The organism is Oricola indica (assembly GCF_019966595.1).
Classification (GTDB): domain Bacteria; phylum Pseudomonadota; class Alphaproteobacteria; order Rhizobiales; family Rhizobiaceae; genus Oricola; species Oricola indica.
The window spans coordinates 1-21,234 of record NZ_JAINFJ010000010.1; the positions used below are offsets into that span (position 1 = coordinate 1).

Below are 21,234 nucleotides of genomic sequence, written 5' to 3' on the forward strand. Positions count from 1 at the left end.
CGCGCCTATGGCGATTTCGTCGAGATGGCGAAGCGCGAGGCACGGCTGAAGAACGGCATCGAGGCGGTCGCCATCGTGACGCCCAACCACATGCACTATCCGGTGGCGCGCGAATTCCTGAAGCGCGGCATCCACGTGATCTGCGACAAGCCGCTTACCTCGACGCTGCCCGATGCGCGCAAGCTGGCCAAGGCCGCCGAAAATTCCGGCGCGCTGTTCGTGCTGACGCACAACTATACCGGCTACCCGATGATCCGGCAGGCCCGCGAGATGGTGGCCAGCGGCGAACTGGGCAAGATCAGGCTCGTCCAGGTGGAGTATGCGCAGGACTGGCTGTCGGAGCCGCTGGAAAAGACCGGCTCGAAACAGGCCGGCTGGCGCACCGACCCGGCGCAAACCGGCGCCGGCGGCTCGACCGGCGATATCGGCACCCATGCCTTCAATCTGGCGAGTTTCGTTTCAGGCCTCGAACTGGAGCAGCTTTGCGCCGATCTCGACAGCTTCGTCGAGGGCCGGCAGGTCGATGACAACGGTCATGTGCTGATGCGTTTTTCAGGCGGGGCCAAGGGCATGCTGTGGTGCAGCCAGGTCGCGCCGGGCAACGAAAACGCATTGAAGCTGCGCATCTATGGCGAAAAAGCCGGACTGGAATGGGCGCAGGAAGACCCGAACTATCTCTGGTACACGCCGCTCGGCGAGCCGAAGCGCCTGCTCACCCGCAACGGTGCGGGCGCGACCGAAGTCGGCCAGCGGGTCAGCCGCGTGCCGGGTGGTCATCCGGAAGGCTACCTGGAAGGCTTCGCCAACATCTACACGGAAGCGGCGCTCGCCATCGCGGCGCATCGCGAAGGTAAGCCCGTTCCCGGCGAGGTTACCTTCCCCGGTATTGCCGAGGGTGTCGCGGGCGTCGCTTTCGTGACCGCCTGCGTCGATTCCTCGAAGCGCGGCGGAAGCTGGGTGAATTTCCGCTCCTACGTGAAATAGCCCGCGTCGCCAGGAATGGGCCGCGGGCGGAGGCCTCGGGGTGCGACGGGCGGTCAGTCGGTGGAGAAACCGACGCGCAGTCCGCCCCAGTGCCGCCCCTTGACCATGATCGGCGAGGAGAGGTCTTTCATCAGCTGGAACTTGCCGCCGCCCATGTCGCGGCGGTAGGTCTGCAGCAGGAATGTCTTGGTGTTGCGGCCCGCCGCCAGCCCGGTCCTGTCGCTGAAGATCCGGCGATTACGGCAATTCGCCGCGTTCCACACGGGATCGTCCGATTGCGGGCTGGAATATTTCCTGTTGTGCGTGGGCAGATAGCCGTTCCGGTCGATGGCTGCGCAGAACACGACGCGCGGATCGACGCCGAGAAAGGCTTCCTGGATCGGCGGCATGACCGCATCGGTGAACTGCGTGAAATCGGTCAGGACCTGCTGCGGGTTCGATCCCGGGATCGGGCGATAGCGCTCGTCGAACAATGCGGACATCGAGATCCGGCCCGCATTGACGGCATCCTCGAAGATCCTGGCCGTTTTCGCCGCTTCGGCGATACAGGCGCGAATGATCGGCGTGTCCGCCGTCTCGATCCCGCTTTCCTCCACCAGCAGGATCATGTCCTCGGAGAACGAGACGAGATGCTCGAACTTCGTCGTGGTGTCGGCGAGCTTGGCGGCGTTGTCCTGCGCCATGCGGTCGAGGTCGGTCACCTTCTCGAGGACGGAGCCGCAGATCATGTTGGCGCGTTCCACCGGTTCGCAAATGCCGGATATGTCGGCAGTCATCGCGGCGACGTTCTCGCCGAATACATGGAACTTGCGCAGATCGGCATCGATCGTGGCCGACCGGTCGACTGCGGCGGCAGCCTTTTCGGCGTTCGACCGGTTCTGTTTCTGCAGCACCTGAACGGATGCGCTCAGATCGCGCAGCCGGGTAATGATGTCGCGCGAGACCTGTTCGGTCTGGTTCGCCAGTTGGCGCACGGACTCGGCGACGACAGAGAAGCCGCGCCCGGCATCGCCCGCATGGGCCGCCATGATCCCGGCATTGATCGCCAACATCTGTGTTTCGGTGGCAATCCCCTGGATGGATTCGGAGAAACCGTAGACTTCCCTGAGCTGATCGACGACGGCATCGAATTCGCCGAAGACCTCGTTCGAGGACTCCGCCATGTCCTTGATGTCGCGTATGGCGCCTTCCAGCGCTTTTTCGATCGATCCCGTCGTGTCGGTCAGTCCGTCGCGTACCGAATTGGCGGAATTGGCGGCTTCACGGGCGACGCTCGCGGCCTGCCCGCTTGTCGAGGCAATCTCGTGCAGCGACCCGGTCAGGTCGTGAAAGGCCTGTGCCTCCTTGGCGATATCAGCTGCGACATCGCCGACCGTTCCGGACGTGTCCGCGATATTGACCGACAGGTTTCCGAGCCGCGCGCCGACCAGCGACACGGCGCGCGCAAGCTTGTCCGTGTCGGCAGCGTCGGGAGACTGTGCGTCTTCGCCCCGCTGCGGCCCGTCAGCCGCGAGCCTGTCATCGTCGTTCAGGACCACGCGGACGCCGGTCTGATAGTGATTTGCCATCGGTTCCTCCCGAAATCGACCCATCCGTGGGCCGGTTCGCATCCGCCCGCGCATGTCGGGTCCTTGCCCCCAAAAGTATACCTGCAAATTGTTGCGTGAATCTTGACCGGGATTTCTCGCAGTGAGCTTTCGCCCATTAACCGTGAATTATCCGTTCATCGGGATAATCCGCGAAATACATGGGGCGAACATGCAGACGAAACCGGCGACAGTGCAGGAAGACGAAGTGACGCGACTCAAGCGCCTGGTGTCCCGGCTGGGCCGTCAGCAAGCGCATATCGAGGTCATTCTCGCCTGTATGTCGCAAGGCATCGCGCTCTATGACAGCCACCGCCTCCTGCTTGTCGCGAACCGGCGCTACATGAACATCTACGGGCTGCGCGAGGAAATGGCCGTCGCCGGAACCCCGCTCGATACGATTGTGCAACTTCGTACCGATAACGATGCCTACCCCGCCGAGGAGCGGGCCGACAGCGCCGCGCGCTATATCGCGATGACGCGTGGGGACACGCCCTCGCCGCAGATCTTCCGGCTTCGCGACGGGCGCATCATCTCGGTCAATTGCCATCCGCTGGAGGGTGGGGGATGGCTGAGCACGCATGACGACATCACCGAATTGTGGACGCTGCAGCGCGAAGTCGAGCACATGGCGTTTCACGACCAGCTTACCGATCTCGCCAACCGACGCCTGCTGCAAAGCCGCCTCGATGCGGCCGGCGGGGAGGCGGACAACGGCCACCCGTCGGCGCTGATCCTGATCGACCTCGACGAGTTCAAGGCGGTGAATGACAGCCATGGCCACATGGTGGGAGACGAATTGCTGCAGGCGGTTGCCGGAAGACTGCGAGACGCCGCAGGCGCGGATTGCCTGGTCGCGAGGCTCGGTGGCGACGAGTTCGCCATTCTGTGCCCCCGAGCGGATCTGGAAAGCCCGGCTGCGCGGGCGGAACACATCGTCACCGCGCTGCGCCAACCCTATGACGTGGCCGGGCTGGAATTGCGCATCGGCGCCAGCGCCGGCGTGGCGCTGATCGAACATGGAATCGACGATACGGGACGATTCATCGCGAATGCCGACAAAGCGCTCTACACCTCGAAGCGAGCCGGCAAGGGATGCGTAACGGTTTTCGGGTCGTAGTTTCCGTAAGTTTATACTTACTTTACGATGCAACCGACTGCAAAATCGTGCGGATCAACCGGTGCGCAGAAACGCGTCCAGCGTGTGCTCTAACCCGACATCCACGAGAATTTCCTCGAGATCGTGCAATGTCGATGGCGACGCCCCACCGAAGGCGTTTTGCATGATCTTCGTGACTTCCATCAGGCGCTGACGGCAGAAATCGATCTTTTGCATCGCGACAATCTGTTGCGGGGTCAAATCCTCGCCACCAATCGGCAGGTCCTCGATCTCACCCGCGATCAGGGCAAGCTCCTGAACGAGCAGACCCACCAGTTCGGACTGGTGAATTTCGGCCTGCTCCCGGAGCTTTCGGACCGGGTTTTCGTCCCGGTCAAATTCATCAAAAGAAATCGACATCGCCGACGCTCTCCAGCTCCCGTTTGATTTTCTTGGGTTCCGGCTCGGGAACCGCCATGCCTATGAATTTCTGGCGCGCCTTGCCGGAAACAGGGGCAAACTCGACGCGCCGTCCCTGCAAGCCGCCGAGGCTGGTGGAAACCAGCGTCAGGCCCTCATTCGTGACGAAATTGGTCGCGAATTCGGCATTCTTGGCGCCGGCATCGCTGCGTGCATCGAGCACGCGGGCTCCGCCGAAAAGCTTGACCTGCAGGCGGCTGCGCAAGGCACCGCGCTCGAACAGGCCATTGAGCAGTTTCTCCATCAGGAACACGCCGTATCGGCGCGACTGATCGGACCCGTCGCGATCGGGATTTCCAGGCAGGAGGAAATGGTTCATCCCACCGACCCGCGCGACCGGATCGAAGATGCAAGCGGCCACACAGGAGCCAAGCACCGTCGAGATCACCGCACCTTCAGCGTCCGAAACGGCGAAATCGCCCTGGACGATCGGGATCTTCTGGGTCGTACCGGTAATCAATGGAGGCGTCCCACCACCGATTCGATCGACTTCTTGAGGACATCGGGCGTGAACGGCTTCGCGATGACGTTGTTGACGCCCAGCTTGACCGCGTTCTGCACGACCGCGCCGTCCTTGCGGCCGGTCAGGATGATGAACCCCGTCTTGGCCAGCTTGGGGTGGGCACGGATCGCCCGCAGCAACTGGAATCCGTCGATATCCGGCATGTACAGATCGGAGATCGCCAGATGCACCGGCTCGGCGTTCAGCTTCTGGAACGCCTCCCGCCCGTCCTTGGCGACACTTATGTGTTTCACGCCCATTTGCTGGAGAGCTTCGACCGTTACCATGCGACTGGAAATATGATCGTCGACGACCATGATCCTCAAGACGTCAAGCACAGACATTTTGTTTTACCTCCATACGAGCGCCGAACAGGGCATTCGCGATTTCTTTCAAGGGCAGGATCTGAATGGCGGCGCCGATTTTGGCCGCGGCAGCCGGCATTCCGTAAACAAGACTGGTCGCCCGATCCTGGGCGACGGTGTGAGCGCCGGCATTCCTGAGCGCCAGAAGACCTTCCGCGCCGTCGCTGCCCATGCCGGTCAACAGGGCGGCGGCGCATTTTCCGCCATAGGCGGCGGCGACCGATTCGAACATCACGTCAACCGAGGGACGATGGCCGGACCGCAGTTCGCCGGCGACGATGCGGCATACCCGCTCCATGCGGCCCGCGACCGTCAGGTGGCCGACCGCGCCGGGTGCGATGTAGACGTGGCCCGCGCGGAGCGGCATCCCGTCCGCGGCCTCAAAGACATTCGGGCTGCACAACCGGTTCAACCGCTCTGCGAAGCTGCGCGTGAAATGTTCGGGCATGTGCTGGGTCACCAGGGTCGGCGGGCAATCCGCCGGAAAGCCGGTCAGGACCTCGGTCAGTGCTTCCACACCGCCCGTCGATGCGCCGATGGCAACGACATCGGGACCGGAGCGTGATGCGCCGACACCCGGATTCGACACCGGCACCTGCGCGGCAGGCGCCCCAACCGCCTTGCGCGCCTTGATGATCACTTTCGCGGCGGCGGCCGCCTTCACGTTGTCGCACATCTCCTTGAGCGCCGCCTCGTCATCCATGCGAGGCTTGGGGAGACAGGAAAAGGCGCCGAATTCGAGCGCGGCGACCGTGGCGTCGGCCCCCTTGCGCGTCCAACTCGAGATCATCACGACCGGCATCGGGCGCAACCGCATCAGACGCTCGAGGAAATCGAGGCCGTTCATGCCCGGCATCTCGATATCCAGCGTGATCACGTCGGGATTGAGCGCCTTGATCATCTGGCGCGCCTCTTCGGGATTGGCGGCCGTTCCGACAACACTGATATCGGGATCGGTTTCGAGCACCGCCGCGATCAGCTTCTGCATGGACGGCGAATCTTCAACGACGATCGTGCGTACGGTCATCGAACTCCCCCTGACGGCTCATAGATGTAGCTGGTGATCCCGATCTGCCGGAGATCCTTCGACACCGGGCCGCTGACCCGTTCGGAATGGCCGATATAGAGATAGCCGCCCGGCTTCAGCACGGAGCAGAAACGGGTGAAGATACGGGCCTGCAAATCCTGTTCGAAATAGATCAGCACGTTGCGGCAGAAGATCACGTCGAATTTCTGCTTGAACGGCCAGTCGGCAAGCAGGTTGAGATAACGGAATGCGATCAGTTCGCGCAGTTGCGGACCTGCTTCGGCCTCGTCGCCGGCACGCCGGAAATAGCGATCTCGAACGGCCGGCGGCATGCGCGAGACCATCTCGGCGCTGTAGCGACCCTGTTTCGCCTTCTCCAGAGAATTATGGTCGATATCGCTCGCTAGGATCTTCAAATTGTGCCTGGCAGCGTCAGGAAACGCCTGCAGGACAGTGGCTGCGATCGTGTAGGGTTCGCGACCGTCAGAGCAACCAGCGGACCACAGACGCACCGATTCACCATGGCTCAGGCGACTGGCGAGGTCGGGCATGACGTCGCGTTGCAGATGCTCGAAATGATGCGGCTCGCGGAAGAAATTCGTCACGTTGGTCGTGATGGCGGAGATAAGCTCGCGCCGCTCGCCATCGCCGGTCGGCGATCCGACATGGTCGAGATAGGAGCCGAAGTCGGGCATATGCAGCCGGCGCAGGCGCTTGACCAGGCGCGAATAGACGAGGTCGCGCTTGGCATCGGACAGGTTGATGCCGGATTCGTCGCGCACAAGCCTCGATATGGCCGCGAACTGCTTGTCCGTCAGGACATATTCGCGGCTCGGATCGGGACTCGCTACCGCCTCATTGACCGCCGGCATCATGCAGCTTGCAACTCCATGTCGGGCGTAATCGCGTCGAGGCAGATTTCGCAGATGATGCGCTTGTCCATCACGATGACCCTTCGGAACATCTCGCTTGCCATGGACGGGCTGACCTCCGGCACCGGGCGCAGGTGATCCGGCCCGACATCGAGGATGTCGGATACGGAATCGACAAGCAGGCCGACTGTCTTTTCGCCGACCTGGACGACGATGATGACGTGGCGCTCGCTGGGCGTGCTGGATCCCATGCCGAGGCGGGCGGACAGGTCCATGATCGGCAGGATCGTACCGCGCAGATTGATCACGCCGACGATGTATTCCGGCGAATGTGGAAGCCGTGTCGCCTGGCTCCAGCCGCGGATTTCACGGGTCGAGGTGATCTCGACGCAGAACTCCTGGTCGCCCACGCGGAATGCAATGAACTCCTCGCCGCCGACCGTCGTCTGTTCATGTTCGTCTTGCATAGTGTTCACCCTGCCATGGATTGAATGATGGGTGCGCCAGGATCCTCGGCCTGGTGCGAAACGATATGATCGCAATCCAGGATAAGCGCGATCTGACCGTTGCCGAGAATGGTGGCGGCGGCGATGCTGGGCACGCGCTTGTAGTTGGATTCGAGGCTCTTGATGACGACCTGTTGCTGGCCCTCGATCGAATCGACGACGAAAGCGCCCATGCCGTTCTTGCCGCCCTCGACCACCATGATCGTGCCCCTGGTGTAGTCGCTGCGCGGTTCAGCGAAGCCGAGCTGGGACCCGACGTCGATGATCGGGATCAGTTGATTGCGCATCTTCACGACACGGCTGTTCCTGCCAACCGTGTAGACGTCGCCCGGCTTCAGCGTCGCCGTTTCAAGCACCGCAGAAACGGGGAGCACCAGCGTCTGGTCCGCCTCCTTGACGATCATGCCGTCGAGGACGGCGAGCGTCAGAGGCAGGCTCATCGAGAAGAGCGATCCGTTGCCGGGATCGGACGAGATGTTGACCCGGCCGCCCAGCGACTGGATCGACTGGCGCACGACATCCATGCCGACACCGCGGCCCGAGACGTCCGTGATCGCCTCGGCCGTCGAAAAGCCCGGCGCGAAGATCAGGTTGTCGATATCGTCGTCGGAGAGCTTCGCGTCGCGGGCGACGATTCCCTTCTCCATCGCCTTGTCGAGCACGCGTTCGCGATTGATGCCGGCGCCGTCATCCCTGATTTCGATGACGATGCGGCCGGAACTGTGATAGGCGGACAGCCTGACCGTGCCCTGGACCGGTTTTCCTTTGGCCTCGCGGGTTTCCGGGTCCTCGATGCCGTGATCGACCGCATTGCGGATCATGTGCGTCAGCGGGTCGATCAGGCCTTCGATGACCGTTGTATCGACCTCGGTGTGCTCGCCTTCGAGTTCCAGCATGGCCTTCTTGCCGGTGGCGGCGCAGACCTCGCGGATGATGCGCGACATGCGCATGAAGACCGGTTTGACCGGTTGCGCGCGGATAGCCATGACGCCGCTCTGGATCTCGCGCGTCAGATTCTGCAATTCGACCAGAGCGAGCGCGGCGGGAGACGCATTGCCGAAGCCGGCCTGGCCGATACGTTCGGCCAGCATGGCCTGGTTGATCACCAGTTCGCCCATCAGGTTGATCAGGCGATCGACCTTCTCGGATTCGACCCGGATCGTCTGGCTCGCCTTCTTGACTTCCTTCTTCTCGGCGCGCTGCCCTGCGGCTGCGACGGCTTGCACGATGGCGGGGTCCACAACCTGCTCCTGCGGTTCGTCCGCACCAGCGGCGACAGTGGCGGGAGCACCGATATCGGCTGCCTCAAGCGACCCGATCAGGTCGGCGACGGGGTTTTTCGGCTCTTCGGCTTCCGGCTCGGGATCCTGTCCGAAATCATCGATATCGGCACCCGGCTCGGTTTCATCGAGCGTCTGAAGGAACGCATCGAGATCCACGCCGTCATCCATGGCAGGTGCGCCTGTCTCCTCGATGGAAAGGGCGCATTCGCCGTCCACCCAGTCGAACACCGCCTCGATATCCTCGCGCGAGCGGTCGGTCTCGATATCGACCTGCCATTTGAGATAGGCCTCGTCGGGTGTCAGTTCGCTGAGCTTCGGCAGTTCGGCGCTGTCGCAGGTCACGCTCAGCGTTCCCATTTCCGCAAGTTCACGGAAGAGACGCAATGGATCATGCCCCTTCAGGTAGAGGCTCGCATGCGGCATGAACGAGATGCGGAAGCTGTGGCCGGATGGCGCGTCGCCGACCCCCAGATCGCCGAGGTCGATCATGACCGGCGCGAAATCCGCCAGCGCATCGTCTTCCTCAGCCGCCTCTTCGGCATCACCGAGACCGAAAGATGCCTCCAGTTCGCCGGCCAGAGCCGCATTGTCCTGCGGCTCAGCACCGGTACGCTCCGCCTCGATGACGTCGGACAGGACGTCGACCGAGCGCAGCAGCAAGTCCATCCGGGTCTCGTTGACCTGGGAAAGATCGTTGCGGATCACGTCCAGCGCATTCTCAAACACATGCGCGAAGGAGACCAACGCGTTGTAGCCGAAGGCGCCGGCACCGCCCTTGATCGAATGAACCGCGCGAAAGACGGCGTTGACGGTGTCCATGTCGGGGCCCGACGACTGGATCTCGTGCAATCCCGTCTCAAGCTCCGCCATCTGGTCGGCGCATTCGGCGAAGAATGTTTCCTTGATGTCGTCCAGGCTCATGGGTTCCGTCCTACGGCATCACGCGGTTGACGGCCCGTGTCAGCTTCTCGGGATCGAAGGGCTTGACGATCCAGCCAGTTGCGCCGGCACTCTGGGCGCGCTGTTTCTTCTCAGGCGCGCTCTCCGTCGTCAGGACGAGGATCGGCACACGGTTATACTGTTCGGAACTGCGGACGTTTTCGATGAACTCGAAACCGTCCATGACCGGCATGTTGATGTCGGTGATGACGACATCGGGCTGGGATTCGCGAAGTTTCTCGATCCCGTCGGCACCATCCTCTGCCGTCACGACATCGAAACCGGCGCCCGAGAGCGTGTGGCGAAGCATTTCCCGCATCGTCCGGGAGTCATCTACTGTCAAAATCTTCTTAAGCATGATTGGCGTCCCCTACTTCCAAATCAGCGGCCGAAAGGCCGAGCGTATCCAGATTTTCCTCGAAAATTGTCGATCGCCCGGTCCAGGTCAGCGACATGCCGTCCTCGCGCCAAAGGCGGGCGGCGGACATCAGGACCTGGATGCAGGGCGTGTCGATGCGTTCGACGGCGGTTGCATCGACAATAAGCGCGTTGGTGCGGGCGGACAGGATCGCGTCCGCGATCTGCGTGGCCGTTTCGCCCTGCATGCTCGCCGGAAGTGTCATCACGTAGCCGGATTCGCCTTCTGCGATGCAACTGGCCATCGGATTTGCAGCTGATTTGCGTGCCATGATCTAGAACTCTCCCCATTCGTCCTTGAGAGCGGCGTTGCCGACGGTGCGTCCGCGATAGGCGGCCGGCGCCCGCTGCGGCGAACGGTCGGCGGACCGTACGTGCCTCGATTCCCGGTGCGCGCGATAAGGCTGGCGCGGGGCGATTTGTTCCGAAACCCGAAATACCGAGATCAATTGCGCAAGATGCTCGATTTCCTCGGTCAGCGAATGGCTCGCCGCGCTGGCCTGTTCGGCCATCGCCGCATTCTGCTGGGTCACTTCATCCATTTCGCCGACGGAAACATTCAGCTGCTTGAGCGCGACGGACTGCTCGATCGCGCCATTGGCGATCACCTCCACGGCGCCGGAAATCTCCACGACCTGCCCGGCAATGCGATGCAGCGTGTCGCCGGTCTTGTTGACCAGTTCCGAGCCGGTCGCGACCTGGCCGGATGATTTGGAGATCAGCTGCTTGATTTCCTTGGCCGCCGCGGCGGAACGCTGGGCCAGCTCGCGCACTTCCTGCGCGACAACCGCGAAGCCCCTGCCGGCATCACCGGCGCGCGCCGCTTCGACCCCCGCATTGAGCGCCAACAGGTTGGTCTGGAACGCGATCTCGTCGATCACCGAGATGATCTGGCTGATTTCGGTCGCCGATTTCTCGATGTCGGCCATCGCCTCAAGGGCCTTGGTGACGATGCCGCCGCTTGCTTCCGCATCTTCGCGCGCCGTGTTGACGAGCTTCATGGAGCTCTCGGCGCCTTCCGACGATTTCTGGACCGTTGCGGTGATCTGTTCGAGCGTCGTGGCCGCTTCCTGAAGGGACGCGGCCTGCTGCTCGGTGCGCCGCGACAGATCGTTGGAGGCGGTGAAAATCTCTTGCGACCCGGATTCGATGCCGGTTGCGGTCATGGCGATCTTCTCGAAGGTGCCGGAGATCTTGCCGAGCGCCATGTTGAAATCGACGCGCAGCCGTTCCAGTTCGCCATCAAAGGGCTCGACGATGTCACAGTCGAGATCACCTTCGGATAATCGGCTCAGCGCCTCTGCGAGGGCGGAAACCGCTATGTTCGTCTGCTCGGCCCGATCCGCCAACTCGGCGTCGCTCTGCGCCTTGATGTTATCGGCGCGCTGGCGGTCCATCGCCGCCTGACGCTCGGTTTCAAGCTTTTCGGCCGCCGTTTCACGGAAAATCGTCAAGGCCTTCGCGATGCTGCCGACCTCGTCGCCGCGATGGGTATAGGGCACCTCCTCGTCGCTTTCGCCATGCGCAAGATCGGCGGTGTAGCCGGCGATATTGACGAGCGGGCGAACGACGGTGCGGTGAAGCGCGATCAGGAAACCCCCGATCATCAGCAATGCGATGCCGAAGGCGACATGGAAAATCCATCCGAAGGCCGCCATATCCGCTTTGCTGTCGCGTTCGACCGAAGCGAGATAGGTTTCGGCATCCTCGGAGGCGCGCACCATGATCGCCTTGTGCTGGAGGAAGCGCTCCTTGAGGATATCGAGGGACTGCTTGATCTCGGCCGCGCCGAGACCGATGCCGCCGGAGTTCTCCAGCTTGGGAAAGAAATTGTTCTCCGCCTCGATCCAGAAACGGTCGAGGACCGTCGGCGAATCGACGGTGATGAGCTTGCGGATGTGTTCGGGAATCGCCGCCTTCTCCCAGCGCTGGAGCTGGTCGAAATAGGCGTCCTTGTGCGTCCGGTATTCCGCGAAGTAGCGGTCCCGGTTCCAGGGTTCCTGCGAGGCCTGCACGATCGTCAGAAAGGCTTCGACGATGTAGGATGAGGGCGGCAGGATGTCGGCGATCAAATCCTTACCGACCGTGATGCTGTCGTAGGCGGCGCTGCCGATGCTGGTCCGGTTTTGCCGATAGTCGGAAACAGCGAGCAGGACGAGAAAATTGACCGCAATGACGACGGCGAAAAGCTTCAGCCCGTTGGACAGGTTCCAACGGCTTTTCGCTGGCGCGCGGCCACGCGTCGCAGAATTGGCGGGATTTCCCATGCCCAAGCGGTCCCAAGAAATGGAAGTAGATCGCACATTCCGGATCTGCCGGGACTTGGATGGGCTTCATGCCGGGCTATAACGCCACCAAGCACGACTAGGTAATCCCATTTACGTTAACGAAAATTAAATTTCCTAAAGGACGCTGTTGATGTCCAGGATACCCAGCCGCACCGCCGTCGTGATCGCATGCATCCGATTGACGGCATTGAGCTTTTTCGTCGCGCTGATCAGGTAGTGATTGACCGTGTGGGTCGACAGCGAAAGGATGATCGCGATCTCGTCGCTTGTCTTGCCCTCCGCGCACCAGCGCAGGCATTCGCGTTCGCGGACCGTGATGCGAATTTCCGTTTCAGAGCGGGCTCTTGCGCCAATCGTGACCTGATCGAAAACGACTTGCAAAAGCCCCTGGCAATGCAGCACTTCCTCGGCGCGCGGCAGGTCCTCGTCCGATGCGGACTGGGCGACGTACAGGAGCGTCTCTGCCGGCGTGCTTCTGCGGAAGAAGACATGGAAGCGAGACCGGGCCAGTTCAAGCCAGGCAGGGTCGGCCTTGCGCGCGGTGTGGCGGATGACGACCGGATCGCTCGAGAAATCCCATATGTAAGGGACGGCGCGGTCCAGCAATGCGCGCGAGAAATCAGAGCTCTCGTCGGACAGGATGTCGGACATGAAGGCGGAGACTTGCGGATCGAGGGTCGATTCCGTCAATTCGACGCGAAGCCCGTTGATTCTGATCAGGCGATAAATCGCATATCGCTTAGAACTGACGATCGTGTTTATGTCCGCGACAATTCGGCCGCAATCAACAGTCTCATTGGATAAGCCATCGATTACGGAATCCGGAATTCGAGCTGTCGACATTGAAGCGTTCCGCGTGATTTCAATTCGCTCAGGAGTACGCTTCGCCGGGAGCGGCGAACAGGTAACTTCCCATATGTTGCCGTAACGGTTACGACCGTAACCCGAAGCGAACTGTCTTTCCAGCCAATCGGCGAAACATACCGTTTCAACTCCCTCCGAATAGCTCCGCGCAAGCGAATAGTGGCACAATGACGGTCGAACTGTTCAGCCGACCGGAGGAAAAAGCGTGGCCGCACCCAGCAGTCTTGTCCGGTACTCCGTCACCGGGGCGACCGCCTGTGTCGCGGCGGTTGCCGGGGTTTACCTGCAAATCATGCTCGCGCAGCCGTCGAACTCGGCGACCGATCCGCATGGCGCCTCGCATGCGAGCGGTGACGGGGTCAAGTTTCCGCCCATGGCGGTGCCGATCTACTCGCAATCCGGCAAGGTCGGCTATTGTGTGATGCGGGTGGAATATGACGACGCGCGCGGCAACGCCGACGAATGGCGCATGGCCGTCTCCCAAGTGACCAACGACCTCTATCTTCAGTTTACCGCCGTTCTCGAAAAGAATGCCGACGGACCCGAAGTGTGCGCAACACGTGTCGGCATGCGGACCGACAAGTTCGTCATCTACAAGGCGGAGTTCTACGAGCAGATCGACCCCAACAAACTCGAGTGATCGCGCTCAGCGGTTTTCCGAGGATTCGAAACGAGAATCGCCCGGCACGCGCACGGAGTTCTTGTCGAAGAAATCGAGTTGTTCGATGAGCACGTCAGCGACGACCTCGCGCCCCGCCGTCTCGTTGGCGATCTCGCGCAACCGCTGCATGGATTCGCGCAGACGCGACCAGCCGTCCGGATGAGCAAGCTTGTCCGCCTCGGCGTAGAAATGCCGGCTGAGGGCATCCAGCATGACGGTGTTGAGCGGCAGGCCCAAGGCCGCCTCTTCCCTGGCGACCGTCTTGACCGTAAACCGCCCGGTCACATAGCCGACGATGCCGGTTTCGTTGACATAGGGAATGGCGAACAGGTCGGTCTTGAAATCGTTGTAGCGCGTGTGATCGACCGCGACCGTCCCGTCGGCGGCCGGTTCCGGCGCCATCTGCTGGCCGAGATAAATGCCGCCGAGCGTGACCGCGGCGACCCACAGACCGAAGACAACCTGACCGATCATTCGTAACCGGCCGGCAGTCGCGAGACGGAGGTATAGGTTCCGTCGGATTCGGCACGCTCGATCGCGTCGCCGAGAATCCCGATGACATCACGCGTCGCCGTCATTTGGGCGCGCAACGCCGCGGCGTTGTCCTCGACCTTCTTGCGCAAAGCACTCAGTTCGGCGCGGATCTCGTCATCGATCTCGAAGCGCGCCAGTTCGCGTGAGACGATGTTCAGTTCGTAGAGGCAACGGTTCTTGCGCGTGTTGGCGGCAGTCAGGTCGATCACCGGGTTGGACCGCAACATCCTCGTTTCGGCCTCGATGGTTTCGCCGATGCGCGCAAACAGGAGCTTGAGCTGCTTTGCGCCGAGAACGCCCTTGCGCTGAGCGGGCCGCGTAGCTGTCGTCATGCCGGTCTTCCTTTCATCGCCATCCTGGCGGTCAGCCCTTCTCGCCCGGCGTGGCGAACTCCATCATCTTGCGGATGAAGTCACGGCTGATCTCGTTGGTGCCGGTGCGCGCCGCATCGATGGCGCGGTTTTCTTTCGGCGTGGCCTCGGCGTCGTTGATGCCGGAAATCGCGGCGACATCCTCGCCGGAGCGCACGAAATAATTCGAGATCTTCTCGGCGACGCCGAAATCGGCCGTCTTGACCACCTGGCTGGCGATCTGCTCGGCCATCATGGATTTCCAGACGCCGCCGGCAAATCCGCCGCCGAAGAAGCTCTCACCTTCCTCGCCCATCATGTCGGTGATCATGTTGGCCACGAGCAGGGCTTCGAATTCCTTCGCCGCTTCATGCGCATCCTTTCCCTGATGCACACGCGAAAGGTGCCTGCCGATTTTCGAGGCTTCGGAAAGGATGCTCGACGCGTCGGTACCTCCGGCGGCCCCTGCAAGGCGCGTCTCCACATTTCGCGCGCGCTGCGGATCGGCCGCGCGCGCCACGTCGAGAATGAGATCCGATGGAAAATCGACCGCCATGCGTCTCCTGCCGCCGGACATTGAACTGCCTGACGATCAGCCTAACCCGCCAATCTTGCTTGAAGCTGACAGATAGCGCGCGAGCCGCTGGTCGATCGTTTCGGACTGGGCCGCGTTTTCGCCGGCGCGCGCATCGGTGGCGCGCTGTTCAGCGTGACGCTCCTCGATCGCCTCCAGCTTCTTCTTCTCGCGCAGAAGCTTTCGCCCCGCCTCCCCGGCATGCCGTTCGGCGTCGGCCTTCTCGATCATCGTGTTCTCGAGGCGACGCGCGACAAGATCCGGAAACAGGTCGAGGACGGGATTGCCGCCGGAAAGCGCGCGCTGGAGCTCGCGGATCGATTGTTCCGCGGACGCGACGCGGTTCCGCGCATCGGCGAGGTCGCGTTCGCAGACGGCCTTGACCGCGCGCTGCAAGCGCAGGAGCCGGCCGAAATCCGTCCTCTGCCCGTCCATCTCAGCGCAGCCCGTACATCCCGGAGAACCCGTCGCCGAACAGACTCAGCATGTAGGGCACCGAGAAATACATGATGGTGAGCCCGATCGCGAGCACGAAAGGCAGCGAGATGAAGTAGATCGGAATCTGGACCGACAGCTTGTTGAGAAGACCGACGCCCAGATTGATGATGATGGCGAATCCAATGAAGGGACTGCCGAGGCGCAACGCGACAAGGAAGCTCTCGCGCAGAACGTCGACGAGATCGACGAGCAGGATGCGTGTATCGGGGAACCGGTCCAGCGGCATGATGTCGTAGGAGCCGAGAAGCGCGCCGATGACGACGTGATGAAAGTCCAGCGTGAAAAGGATCATCAGGGCGGAAAGAGACAGGAAGGCGGTGAGCGCCGACTGCATCTCGAAGCCGTCGATATTGACGCCGAGCATGCCGCCATAGCCGATCGACATGCCGACGCCGGTTATGATGAACTCCAGGGCGAGCAGATAGTAGCGCGCGATCAGGCCAAAAAACGTGCCGATGATGGTCTCGCTGACGATCAGGCGCAGCAAGGTCGCCGGGCTTGGATCGGCCAGGAAATCGCGCATCAGCACGCCGATGATGGACGAAACGGCGACGGCCACCGCGAGCGCCGCCAGGATGCGAATCTGCGGCGAAACACGGGCGCTCGACATGCCCGGCAGAACCATGAAACACGCGCCGACGCGGCAAAAGACGAGAAACGCAGCGAGGATATCCGCCGACAGCGCGGCGATCACGAGACGGTCCCGAGGATTCTGATCTCCATGCCCTTGCCGATTTCGAGGTGCGACAGGACCGGGGTGTCGGGGTGCATGCGCTCGACGATCATGCGCACATAAGGGCGCGCCTCGGGCGAGGTGACGATGGCGAAGCGCCGGTTCTGCTTCTTGTAGCCCTCGATCACCTTGTTGATGTCGTTGCCGAACTCCTCCAGCAGGCGGGGATCGATGTCGAACTGGTGAATGTCGCCCTTGGCGTCGCGCTTGAGGCTTTCGCGGAACACCATGTCCCAGCGGTTGCCGAGCCTCAAAACATGAAGCACGCCATGCTCGGTGATGTCGCCACACAATTGTTGCGCGATGCGCCCGCGCACATGCTCGACGATCGTTTCCGTGCGACGCGTCGACGGCGCGATCTCGGCAACGGCCTCGATGATCAGAGGCAGATTGCGGATCGACACGCGCTCGGCGAGCAGCAGCTTGAGAACCGCCTGTAGTCCCGGATAGGAGGAATGGGTCGTGCAGATTTCCTCGGTAAGCTTGCGATATTCCGGGTCGAGCCGCTCCACGACAGCCTTCATGGTCTTGTAGGAGAAGAGCTGCGGCAGGTTGTTGCGGATGACCTCGCTGAGATGGGTCAGCACCACCGCGACATTGTCGGCGGTCGCGATGCGCGCAGTCTTCAGATCGTCGGCGAAGGTCTCGGGCACCGACAGCGCATCGATTCCGTAGGCCGGTTCCCTGACCTTTTCGAAGGGGATGCCCTTGAGCTGGGCGGGTTCCGCGAACACCATCAGTTCACCGATCCTGAGATCGTATTCGGCGACGACGGTGCCGTGAACCTTGATCTGATAGACCTTCGGCGAGATCCCGTAATCGTCGGTGATCTGGATATCGGGAACGATGAAGCCGTAATCGGTGGCGAAGCGCTTGCGCATCTTCTTCATCCGGAACGCCATTTCCTGCCGGCTCGGAACGAGCTTGGCCGCCAGTTGCTTTCCGAGAACGAGTTCGAGTTCGGTGGCGCGAAGCGATTCCTTGATCGAATCGCGCTCCTCTTCCTCGCGCTGGGTGCGGGCGTCGTCGACTTTCTGCTGTTCCTCGGCCGCGCGGCGCTGGGCGGCCAGCGGGCGCATGTAACCGATCCCGGCGAGAATACCCGCGAGCGCCATGAAAGGAATGAAGGGCAGCCCCGGCATCAGGCTCAGGGCCGCGAGCATGGCCGCCGCCACGAAGAGCGCGCGGGGATATTTGCCGAGCTGGTCCAGCACCGCCTTGTCGGCGGAGCCGATCGTGCCGCCTTTGGAGACCAGAAGACCCGCGGCAAGCGAAACGATCAGCGCAGGTATCTGCGACACGAGACCGTCGCCGACCGAAAGCTTGGTGAAGACGTCCACCGCCTCCGAGATCGACATGCCGTGGCGGGTGTAACCGATCACGATGCCGCCAACGATGTTGATGACAGTGATGATCAGTCCGGCGATCGCGTCGCCACGCACGAATTTCGATGCGCCGTCCATCGAGCCGTAGAAGGAACTCTCCTCCTCCAGTTCCTTGCGCCGGGCGCGGGCCTCCTCGTCATTGATCATGCCGGCCGACAAATCGGCGTCGATCGACATCTGCTTGCCGGGAATGGCATCGAGCGTGAAGCGCGCGCCGACTTCCGCGATACGCGTGGAGCCCTTGGTGATGACCAGGAAGTTGACGACCACCAGGATGAAGAAAACCACCAGCCCGATGACGAAGTCGCCGCTCATCACGAAGCTGGAGAAGCCCCCGATCACATGCCCCGCAGCCTCGGTGCCGTGCTGGCCTTCCGAGAGGATGGTGCGCGTGGTCGCGATGTTGAGCGACAGGCGTAGCATGGTGGCGATCAGCAGGATCGTCGGGAAGGACGAGAAATCGAGCGGTTTCGAGATCCACAGCGCCACCATCAGGATCAGCACCGAGAAGGCGAGCGACAGCGCGAGGCCGAAATCGATCAGGAAGACGGGTACGGGAAGGAACAGGATCGCCAGCATCACGACGATGCCGATGGCGAAAGCAACATCGCGCCCGTTGGCTATCTCGGGCTTGCTGGCGACATCAATGCTGGCCAAGGAAACTGTCTCTGCCGGGGCTGGAGTGGCGGTTCATCCATCCGCGATATCACGCCAGCCTTGCGCCAGGCTTTGGTCGCGTGGCGAGACGGGTCAGAAACCCGTGGCGATGCGGCTGAAGACAACGTCTGTAAGCCGCCCGATCTGCGAGCCGATGAAGGGCGCCGACACAGAGACGGTCAGGAAGATCGCGATGATCTTGGGCACGAATGTGAGGGTGATTTCCTGGACCTGCGTCAACGCCTGGACCAGCGCGATGCCGACGCCGACGATCATCGCGATGAGGACGGCCGGCGCCGATGTGACGAGGACCGTCCAGATCGCGAATTGCACGATGTCGAGGGCGTCGGCCTCACTCATCAGCTGATCGTGACGCCGCCGCCGATGACCACCTGCTCGCCATTTTCGAGCACGGCGGCGATGCCGTCGTCGAAGACGCGCACTTCCTTGATTTCGCCCGTAACTTCGCCGTCGGGCGTCGTCAGCGTGCGCCCGATGATCGAGCCGGCCTGCTGGAGGTAGCTCATCTGGATCAGGTCATCGAGTTTGTTGTTGGTCTGGATTCCCTGCTCGACATTCGAGAATGTCGCGAGCTGGGCGACATATTCCGTGGAATCCATCGGCTCCGTCGGATCCTGGTGCTTCAGTTCCGCGACCAGGAGCTTGAGGAACGACTCGTAATCGACCTGGGATTTGGCGGTCGATACGGCGGCCGTCGATGTCGCGCTGGTGGCGCTGGTTACCTCGGTCATGCTGGTTACCCCGCTATCGCTTCTTTCACCGGCGCGGTTTCCTTCAGGACCCTGACTGCGGCCGGATTGTTTTGCAGGATCTCTTCTTCAACGGCATAGAGGCCGCGAATGGTTTTCAGCGCCTCGTAGTATTTTTCCTCCGTTACCAGCCGATCCACGTGTTTGAGCTCGGTGAGGATCTTCTGGTTGCTGAAGGCCGCGATGAGGGCGGGCAGGCTTTCGCGGAACAGCGGCATCGCCGCTTCCTTGTCGTTGGGCGACATCACCATCACCTGGACGATGAAATAGAGCTGGCGCAGCGGCGTGGTCGCGTCCTCGGCCTGCAGGACATGGTTTTCCAACAGGAACTGGACGTCGTTCAGCAACTCCAGCGAGACCTTGCGGTCCACGCGGATCACCGCACCATTGATGAAGATGCGCTCATTCGCCTTCAGAAATATCTTGAAAGAACTCTTCATGACATTCCGCCCCTGATGATTTTCGTGATGTCCACGATCCCCTTGATGTTGTCGGACTCGTCCTTGCGGATCTTGTCTGATTCCCGAAGGATCCAGATGCCGATGGAGATCAGGTTTGCCCGCAATTCCTTGGGGAGCGCATTGTCCGGACTTGCAAGATCCTCGAGCAATGCCGACCAGAGCCGGATCGTGAAATGGATGGCGTCCACGCGTGCGAAGGATTTCGGTCCCTCCCGGTCGGCCTTTTCGAGAAGCTCGATCGACTGATCCAGAAGTTGCCGTTCGCGCTCGCGGGCGTCGGCGGGAGAATCTTCTTCGATCTCGGCGTATCGCAACATTATCATTTTGTACCGACCATGGTTGTTTGCTGACGCTACGTTAGAGGTAATTCATGAGAGAGAGCTGCTGGATGCGCGCGGTGACCGAATAGGACACCTCGATCTGCGTCAGAAGCGTGTTGAGCTCGATCGACTTCTCGTAGGGATCGACCGATTCGAGCTCGCTGGCGAATGTCTCAAGCAGCGATTTCTGCGAGATCAGCGCTTCGTTGGCGCGCTCGACGCGCTCCTGGACAAGACCGACCTGGCCCTGAAGCTCAGTCAGGCTGCCAGCGGCGGTTCCGGCATTGGAGATCACGTATTCCGATACGCCGGAAATTGCTTCGGCACCCATTGCGCTGTCATAGAGTTCGGTCGCGACGACGGACGCCAGCATCAGATGCCGAAACGAACTTTCATTGGCGCTGACGGACGTATTCGCGGTGACCTCCGCCGAAATCCGCGACACCATGACCTCGTCGGTCGCCGACGACATGTTTGTGTTCCAGCCGGCGCCGAGGAACATCGGCTCGACCTGCGTGGTCATGAAATCGTCGATCTGCGCACGGGTGATCGAGGCGGCCGCTGCGTCGTTCTTGCCAAAGCCGAAATAGGTCTGGAACGCGGTGTCGAACGCCGCCTTCGCGCCACCGGTTTCGTAGTCGCTCATCGGCTTTTCGTCGGCGTTGAGGCCGGAAAACACGAACACGCCGTTGACCTGCGTATTGAGGATCGAGGTCATCTCCGCGATGACGTTCTCCGCCGTCTGACGGGCCGCATAATTCTGTCCTGAATGGCCCATCACGATACCGACCGCATTGGTCAATTCGTCGGCGAGGTTGTTCATCCGCGTCATGCTTTCCTGCGTCGCGGTCAACCTGGTACCGACCTGCTCGTTGGTATCGATCAGGCGCTGGGTGTGGTCGATATCGGCAACGAAGGAGGCGAGTTTGCGGGTCTCGGCGCCAAGCGCCAGACCGACGTCATTGTGCTTGCCATTGACAACCTCCTGCTGCAGGCCCGGCAGAGAGCCCTGCAGCCTCGCCGTGCTGTTGCGCAGGGCGAGGGATACGGCGAGCGAGGAAATGGCGGAGGTCTTCATG

At 61.7% G+C, this 21,234-nt stretch carries 26 protein-coding genes; 3 read left to right on the forward strand and 23 right to left on the reverse strand.

Going from position 1 to position 21,234, the window contains the following annotated elements:
- Nucleotides 1-984 (forward strand): Gfo/Idh/MocA family protein (locus tag LC343_RS19820; protein ID WP_223478912.1); only part of this gene is annotated, 984 nt, incomplete at its 5' end.
- Between the two features lie 53 nt (nucleotides 985-1,037).
- Here the strand turns inward: LC343_RS19820 and LC343_RS19825 are convergent.
- A complete protein-coding gene (locus tag LC343_RS19825) occupies nucleotides 1,038-2,552 on the reverse strand; it encodes a methyl-accepting chemotaxis protein (protein WP_223478913.1) in 1,515 nt (504 codons plus the stop codon).
- 190 nt (nucleotides 2,553-2,742) lie between these two features.
- On the opposite strand from LC343_RS19825, the gene LC343_RS19830 reads away from it, so the two are divergent.
- A complete protein-coding gene (locus tag LC343_RS19830) occupies nucleotides 2,743-3,690 on the forward strand; it encodes a diguanylate cyclase domain-containing protein (protein ID WP_223478914.1) in 948 nt (315 codons plus the stop codon).
- A gap of 54 nt (nucleotides 3,691-3,744) precedes the next feature.
- Here LC343_RS19830 and LC343_RS19835 read toward each other — a convergent pair whose 3' ends face one another.
- The 11 genes from LC343_RS19835 to LC343_RS19885 form a co-directional block, all read right to left on the reverse strand.
- Nucleotides 3,745-4,089: a hypothetical protein gene (locus LC343_RS19835; protein WP_223478915.1), complete on the reverse strand. Its 345-nt coding sequence runs from the start codon at nucleotides 4,087-4,089 to the stop codon at nucleotides 3,745-3,747.
- A complete protein-coding gene (locus LC343_RS19840) occupies nucleotides 4,073-4,609 on the reverse strand; it encodes a chemotaxis protein CheD (protein WP_223478916.1) in 537 nt (178 codons plus the stop codon). The genes LC343_RS19835 and LC343_RS19840 overlap by 17 nt, the downstream gene beginning before the upstream one ends.
- On the reverse strand, nucleotides 4,606-4,995 hold the full coding sequence (locus LC343_RS19845; RefSeq protein ID WP_223478917.1) for a response regulator: 390 nt from the start codon (nucleotides 4,993-4,995) through the stop codon (nucleotides 4,606-4,608). Before LC343_RS19845 ends, LC343_RS19840 begins: the two co-directional genes overlap by 4 nt.
- Nucleotides 4,982-6,043, reverse strand: coding sequence for a protein-glutamate methylesterase/protein-glutamine glutaminase (locus LC343_RS19850; protein WP_223478918.1), 1,062 nt, complete (start codon nucleotides 6,041-6,043; stop codon nucleotides 4,982-4,984). Before LC343_RS19850 ends, LC343_RS19845 begins: the two co-directional genes overlap by 14 nt.
- Complete coding sequence (locus LC343_RS19855; RefSeq protein ID WP_223478919.1) at nucleotides 6,040-6,918, reverse strand: CheR family methyltransferase; 879 nt, start codon at nucleotides 6,916-6,918, stop codon at nucleotides 6,040-6,042. The genes LC343_RS19850 and LC343_RS19855 overlap by 4 nt, the downstream gene beginning before the upstream one ends.
- The gene (locus LC343_RS19860; RefSeq protein ID WP_223478920.1) at nucleotides 6,915-7,382 is read right to left on the reverse strand and encodes a chemotaxis protein CheW; all 468 of its coding nucleotides are present in this window, start codon (nucleotides 7,380-7,382) and stop codon (nucleotides 6,915-6,917) included. Before LC343_RS19860 ends, LC343_RS19855 begins: the two co-directional genes overlap by 4 nt.
- Nucleotides 7,383-7,387: 5 nt before the next feature.
- On the reverse strand, nucleotides 7,388-9,625 hold the full coding sequence (locus LC343_RS19865) for a chemotaxis protein CheA (RefSeq protein WP_223478921.1): 2,238 nt from the start codon (nucleotides 9,623-9,625) through the stop codon (nucleotides 7,388-7,390).
- Between the two features lie 10 nt (nucleotides 9,626-9,635).
- Nucleotides 9,636-10,001 (reverse strand): response regulator, encoded by a 366-nt coding sequence (locus LC343_RS19870; RefSeq protein WP_223478922.1) that lies wholly within the window; start codon nucleotides 9,999-10,001, stop codon nucleotides 9,636-9,638.
- Nucleotides 9,994-10,332: an STAS domain-containing protein gene (locus LC343_RS19875; RefSeq protein WP_223478923.1), complete on the reverse strand. Its 339-nt coding sequence runs from the start codon at nucleotides 10,330-10,332 to the stop codon at nucleotides 9,994-9,996. Before LC343_RS19875 ends, LC343_RS19870 begins: the two co-directional genes overlap by 8 nt.
- Nucleotides 10,333-10,335: 3 nt before the next feature.
- Nucleotides 10,336-12,327, reverse strand: a complete 1,992-nt coding sequence (locus LC343_RS19880; protein ID WP_223478924.1) for a methyl-accepting chemotaxis protein — start codon at nucleotides 12,325-12,327, stop codon at nucleotides 10,336-10,338.
- Nucleotides 12,328-12,462: 135 nt separating this feature from the next.
- Nucleotides 12,463-13,038, reverse strand: a complete 576-nt coding sequence (locus LC343_RS19885) for a helix-turn-helix transcriptional regulator (protein WP_223478925.1) — start codon at nucleotides 13,036-13,038, stop codon at nucleotides 12,463-12,465.
- A 379-nt stretch (nucleotides 13,039-13,417) separates the two neighbouring features.
- Here LC343_RS19885 and LC343_RS19890 point away from each other — a divergent pair, with 379 nt between their 5' ends.
- Complete coding sequence (locus tag LC343_RS19890; protein WP_223478926.1) at nucleotides 13,418-13,852, forward strand: hypothetical protein; 435 nt, start codon at nucleotides 13,418-13,420, stop codon at nucleotides 13,850-13,852.
- A 6-nt stretch (nucleotides 13,853-13,858) separates the two neighbouring features.
- Here LC343_RS19890 and LC343_RS19895 read toward each other — a convergent pair whose 3' ends face one another.
- The 11 genes from LC343_RS19895 to LC343_RS19945 form a co-directional block, all read right to left on the reverse strand.
- Complete coding sequence (locus LC343_RS19895) at nucleotides 13,859-14,347, reverse strand: hypothetical protein (protein WP_223478927.1); 489 nt, start codon at nucleotides 14,345-14,347, stop codon at nucleotides 13,859-13,861.
- A complete protein-coding gene (locus LC343_RS19900) occupies nucleotides 14,344-14,739 on the reverse strand; it encodes a hypothetical protein (protein WP_223478928.1) in 396 nt (131 codons plus the stop codon). Before LC343_RS19900 ends, LC343_RS19895 begins: the two co-directional genes overlap by 4 nt.
- 31 nt (nucleotides 14,740-14,770) lie before the next feature.
- Nucleotides 14,771-15,313: a rod-binding protein gene (locus LC343_RS19905; protein WP_223478929.1), complete on the reverse strand. Its 543-nt coding sequence runs from the start codon at nucleotides 15,311-15,313 to the stop codon at nucleotides 14,771-14,773.
- A gap of 36 nt (nucleotides 15,314-15,349) precedes the next feature.
- Complete coding sequence (locus LC343_RS19910; RefSeq protein WP_223478930.1) at nucleotides 15,350-15,766, reverse strand: hypothetical protein; 417 nt, start codon at nucleotides 15,764-15,766, stop codon at nucleotides 15,350-15,352.
- A 1-nt stretch (nucleotide 15,767) separates the two neighbouring features.
- Nucleotides 15,768-16,523 carry a flagellar biosynthetic protein FliR gene (locus tag LC343_RS19915; protein ID WP_223478931.1) on the reverse strand — a complete coding sequence of 252 codons (756 nt, stop codon included), beginning with the start codon at nucleotides 16,521-16,523 and terminating at the stop codon, nucleotides 15,768-15,770.
- Nucleotides 16,520-18,604 carry a flagellar biosynthesis protein FlhA gene (gene flhA, locus LC343_RS19920; protein ID WP_223478932.1) on the reverse strand — a complete coding sequence of 695 codons (2,085 nt, stop codon included), beginning with the start codon at nucleotides 18,602-18,604 and terminating at the stop codon, nucleotides 16,520-16,522. The genes LC343_RS19915 and flhA overlap by 4 nt, the downstream gene beginning before the upstream one ends.
- A gap of 93 nt (nucleotides 18,605-18,697) precedes the next feature.
- Nucleotides 18,698-18,964, reverse strand: coding sequence for a flagellar biosynthetic protein FliQ (locus LC343_RS19925; protein ID WP_223478933.1), 267 nt, complete (start codon nucleotides 18,962-18,964; stop codon nucleotides 18,698-18,700).
- Nucleotides 18,964-19,356 carry a flagellar hook assembly protein FlgD gene (flgD, locus tag LC343_RS19930; RefSeq protein ID WP_223478934.1) on the reverse strand — a complete coding sequence of 131 codons (393 nt, stop codon included), beginning with the start codon at nucleotides 19,354-19,356 and terminating at the stop codon, nucleotides 18,964-18,966. The genes LC343_RS19925 and flgD overlap by 1 nt, the downstream gene beginning before the upstream one ends.
- 5 nt (nucleotides 19,357-19,361) lie before the next feature.
- Nucleotides 19,362-19,814, reverse strand: a complete 453-nt coding sequence (gene flbT, locus LC343_RS19935; protein WP_223478935.1) for a flagellar biosynthesis repressor FlbT — start codon at nucleotides 19,812-19,814, stop codon at nucleotides 19,362-19,364.
- Entirely contained in the window at nucleotides 19,811-20,158 is a 348-nt protein-coding gene (flaF, locus tag LC343_RS19940) for a flagellar biosynthesis regulator FlaF (RefSeq protein ID WP_223478936.1), read from the reverse strand. Before flaF ends, flbT begins: the two co-directional genes overlap by 4 nt.
- Before the next feature lie 34 nt (nucleotides 20,159-20,192).
- Complete coding sequence (locus LC343_RS19945; RefSeq protein ID WP_223478937.1) at nucleotides 20,193-21,233, reverse strand: flagellar hook-associated family protein; 1,041 nt, start codon at nucleotides 21,231-21,233, stop codon at nucleotides 20,193-20,195.
- Nucleotide 21,234 lies beyond the last annotated feature (1 nt).

What these genes read in the sequence shown, in the direction of transcription:
- LC343_RS19845 (WP_223478917.1), bottom strand. Translation starts at nt 4,995, where the DNA reads ATGTCTGTGCTTGACGTCTTGAGGATCATGGTCGTCGACGATCATATT.
- flaF (WP_223478936.1), bottom strand. Translation starts at nt 20,158, where the DNA reads ATGATAATGTTGCGATACGCCGAGATCGAAGAAGATTCTCCCGCCGAC.
- LC343_RS19855 (WP_223478919.1), bottom strand. Translation starts at nt 6,918, where the DNA reads ATGATGCCGGCGGTCAATGAGGCGGTAGCGAGTCCCGATCCGAGCCGC.
- LC343_RS19825 (WP_223478913.1), bottom strand. Translation starts at nt 2,552, where the DNA reads ATGGCAAATCACTATCAGACCGGCGTCCGCGTGGTCCTGAACGACGAT.
- LC343_RS19910 (WP_223478930.1), bottom strand. Translation starts at nt 15,766, where the DNA reads ATGGACGGGCAGAGGACGGATTTCGGCCGGCTCCTGCGCTTGCAGCGC.
- LC343_RS19850 (WP_223478918.1), bottom strand. Translation starts at nt 6,043, where the DNA reads ATGACCGTACGCACGATCGTCGTTGAAGATTCGCCGTCCATGCAGAAG.
- LC343_RS19860 (WP_223478920.1), bottom strand. Translation starts at nt 7,382, where the DNA reads ATGCAAGACGAACATGAACAGACGACGGTCGGCGGCGAGGAGTTCATT.
- LC343_RS19830 (WP_223478914.1), top strand. Translation starts at nt 2,743, where the DNA reads ATGCAGACGAAACCGGCGACAGTGCAGGAAGACGAAGTGACGCGACTC.
- LC343_RS19925 (WP_223478933.1), bottom strand. Translation starts at nt 18,964, where the DNA reads ATGAGTGAGGCCGACGCCCTCGACATCGTGCAATTCGCGATCTGGACG.
- LC343_RS19945 (WP_223478937.1), bottom strand. Translation starts at nt 21,233, where the DNA reads ATGAAGACCTCCGCCATTTCCTCGCTCGCCGTATCCCTCGCCCTGCGC.
- LC343_RS19905 (WP_223478929.1), bottom strand. Translation starts at nt 15,313, where the DNA reads ATGGCGGTCGATTTTCCATCGGATCTCATTCTCGACGTGGCGCGCGCG.
- LC343_RS19895 (WP_223478927.1), bottom strand. Translation starts at nt 14,347, where the DNA reads ATGATCGGTCAGGTTGTCTTCGGTCTGTGGGTCGCCGCGGTCACGCTC.
- flgD (WP_223478934.1), bottom strand. Translation starts at nt 19,356, where the DNA reads ATGACCGAGGTAACCAGCGCCACCAGCGCGACATCGACGGCCGCCGTA.
- LC343_RS19865 (WP_223478921.1), bottom strand. Translation starts at nt 9,625, where the DNA reads ATGAGCCTGGACGACATCAAGGAAACATTCTTCGCCGAATGCGCCGAC.
- LC343_RS19835 (WP_223478915.1), bottom strand. Translation starts at nt 4,089, where the DNA reads ATGTCGATTTCTTTTGATGAATTTGACCGGGACGAAAACCCGGTCCGA.
- LC343_RS19880 (WP_223478924.1), bottom strand. Translation starts at nt 12,327, where the DNA reads ATGGGAAATCCCGCCAATTCTGCGACGCGTGGCCGCGCGCCAGCGAAA.
- LC343_RS19875 (WP_223478923.1), bottom strand. Translation starts at nt 10,332, where the DNA reads ATGGCACGCAAATCAGCTGCAAATCCGATGGCCAGTTGCATCGCAGAA.
- flbT (WP_223478935.1), bottom strand. Translation starts at nt 19,814, where the DNA reads ATGAAGAGTTCTTTCAAGATATTTCTGAAGGCGAATGAGCGCATCTTC.
- LC343_RS19870 (WP_223478922.1), bottom strand. Translation starts at nt 10,001, where the DNA reads ATGCTTAAGAAGATTTTGACAGTAGATGACTCCCGGACGATGCGGGAA.
- LC343_RS19900 (WP_223478928.1), bottom strand. Translation starts at nt 14,739, where the DNA reads ATGACGACAGCTACGCGGCCCGCTCAGCGCAAGGGCGTTCTCGGCGCA.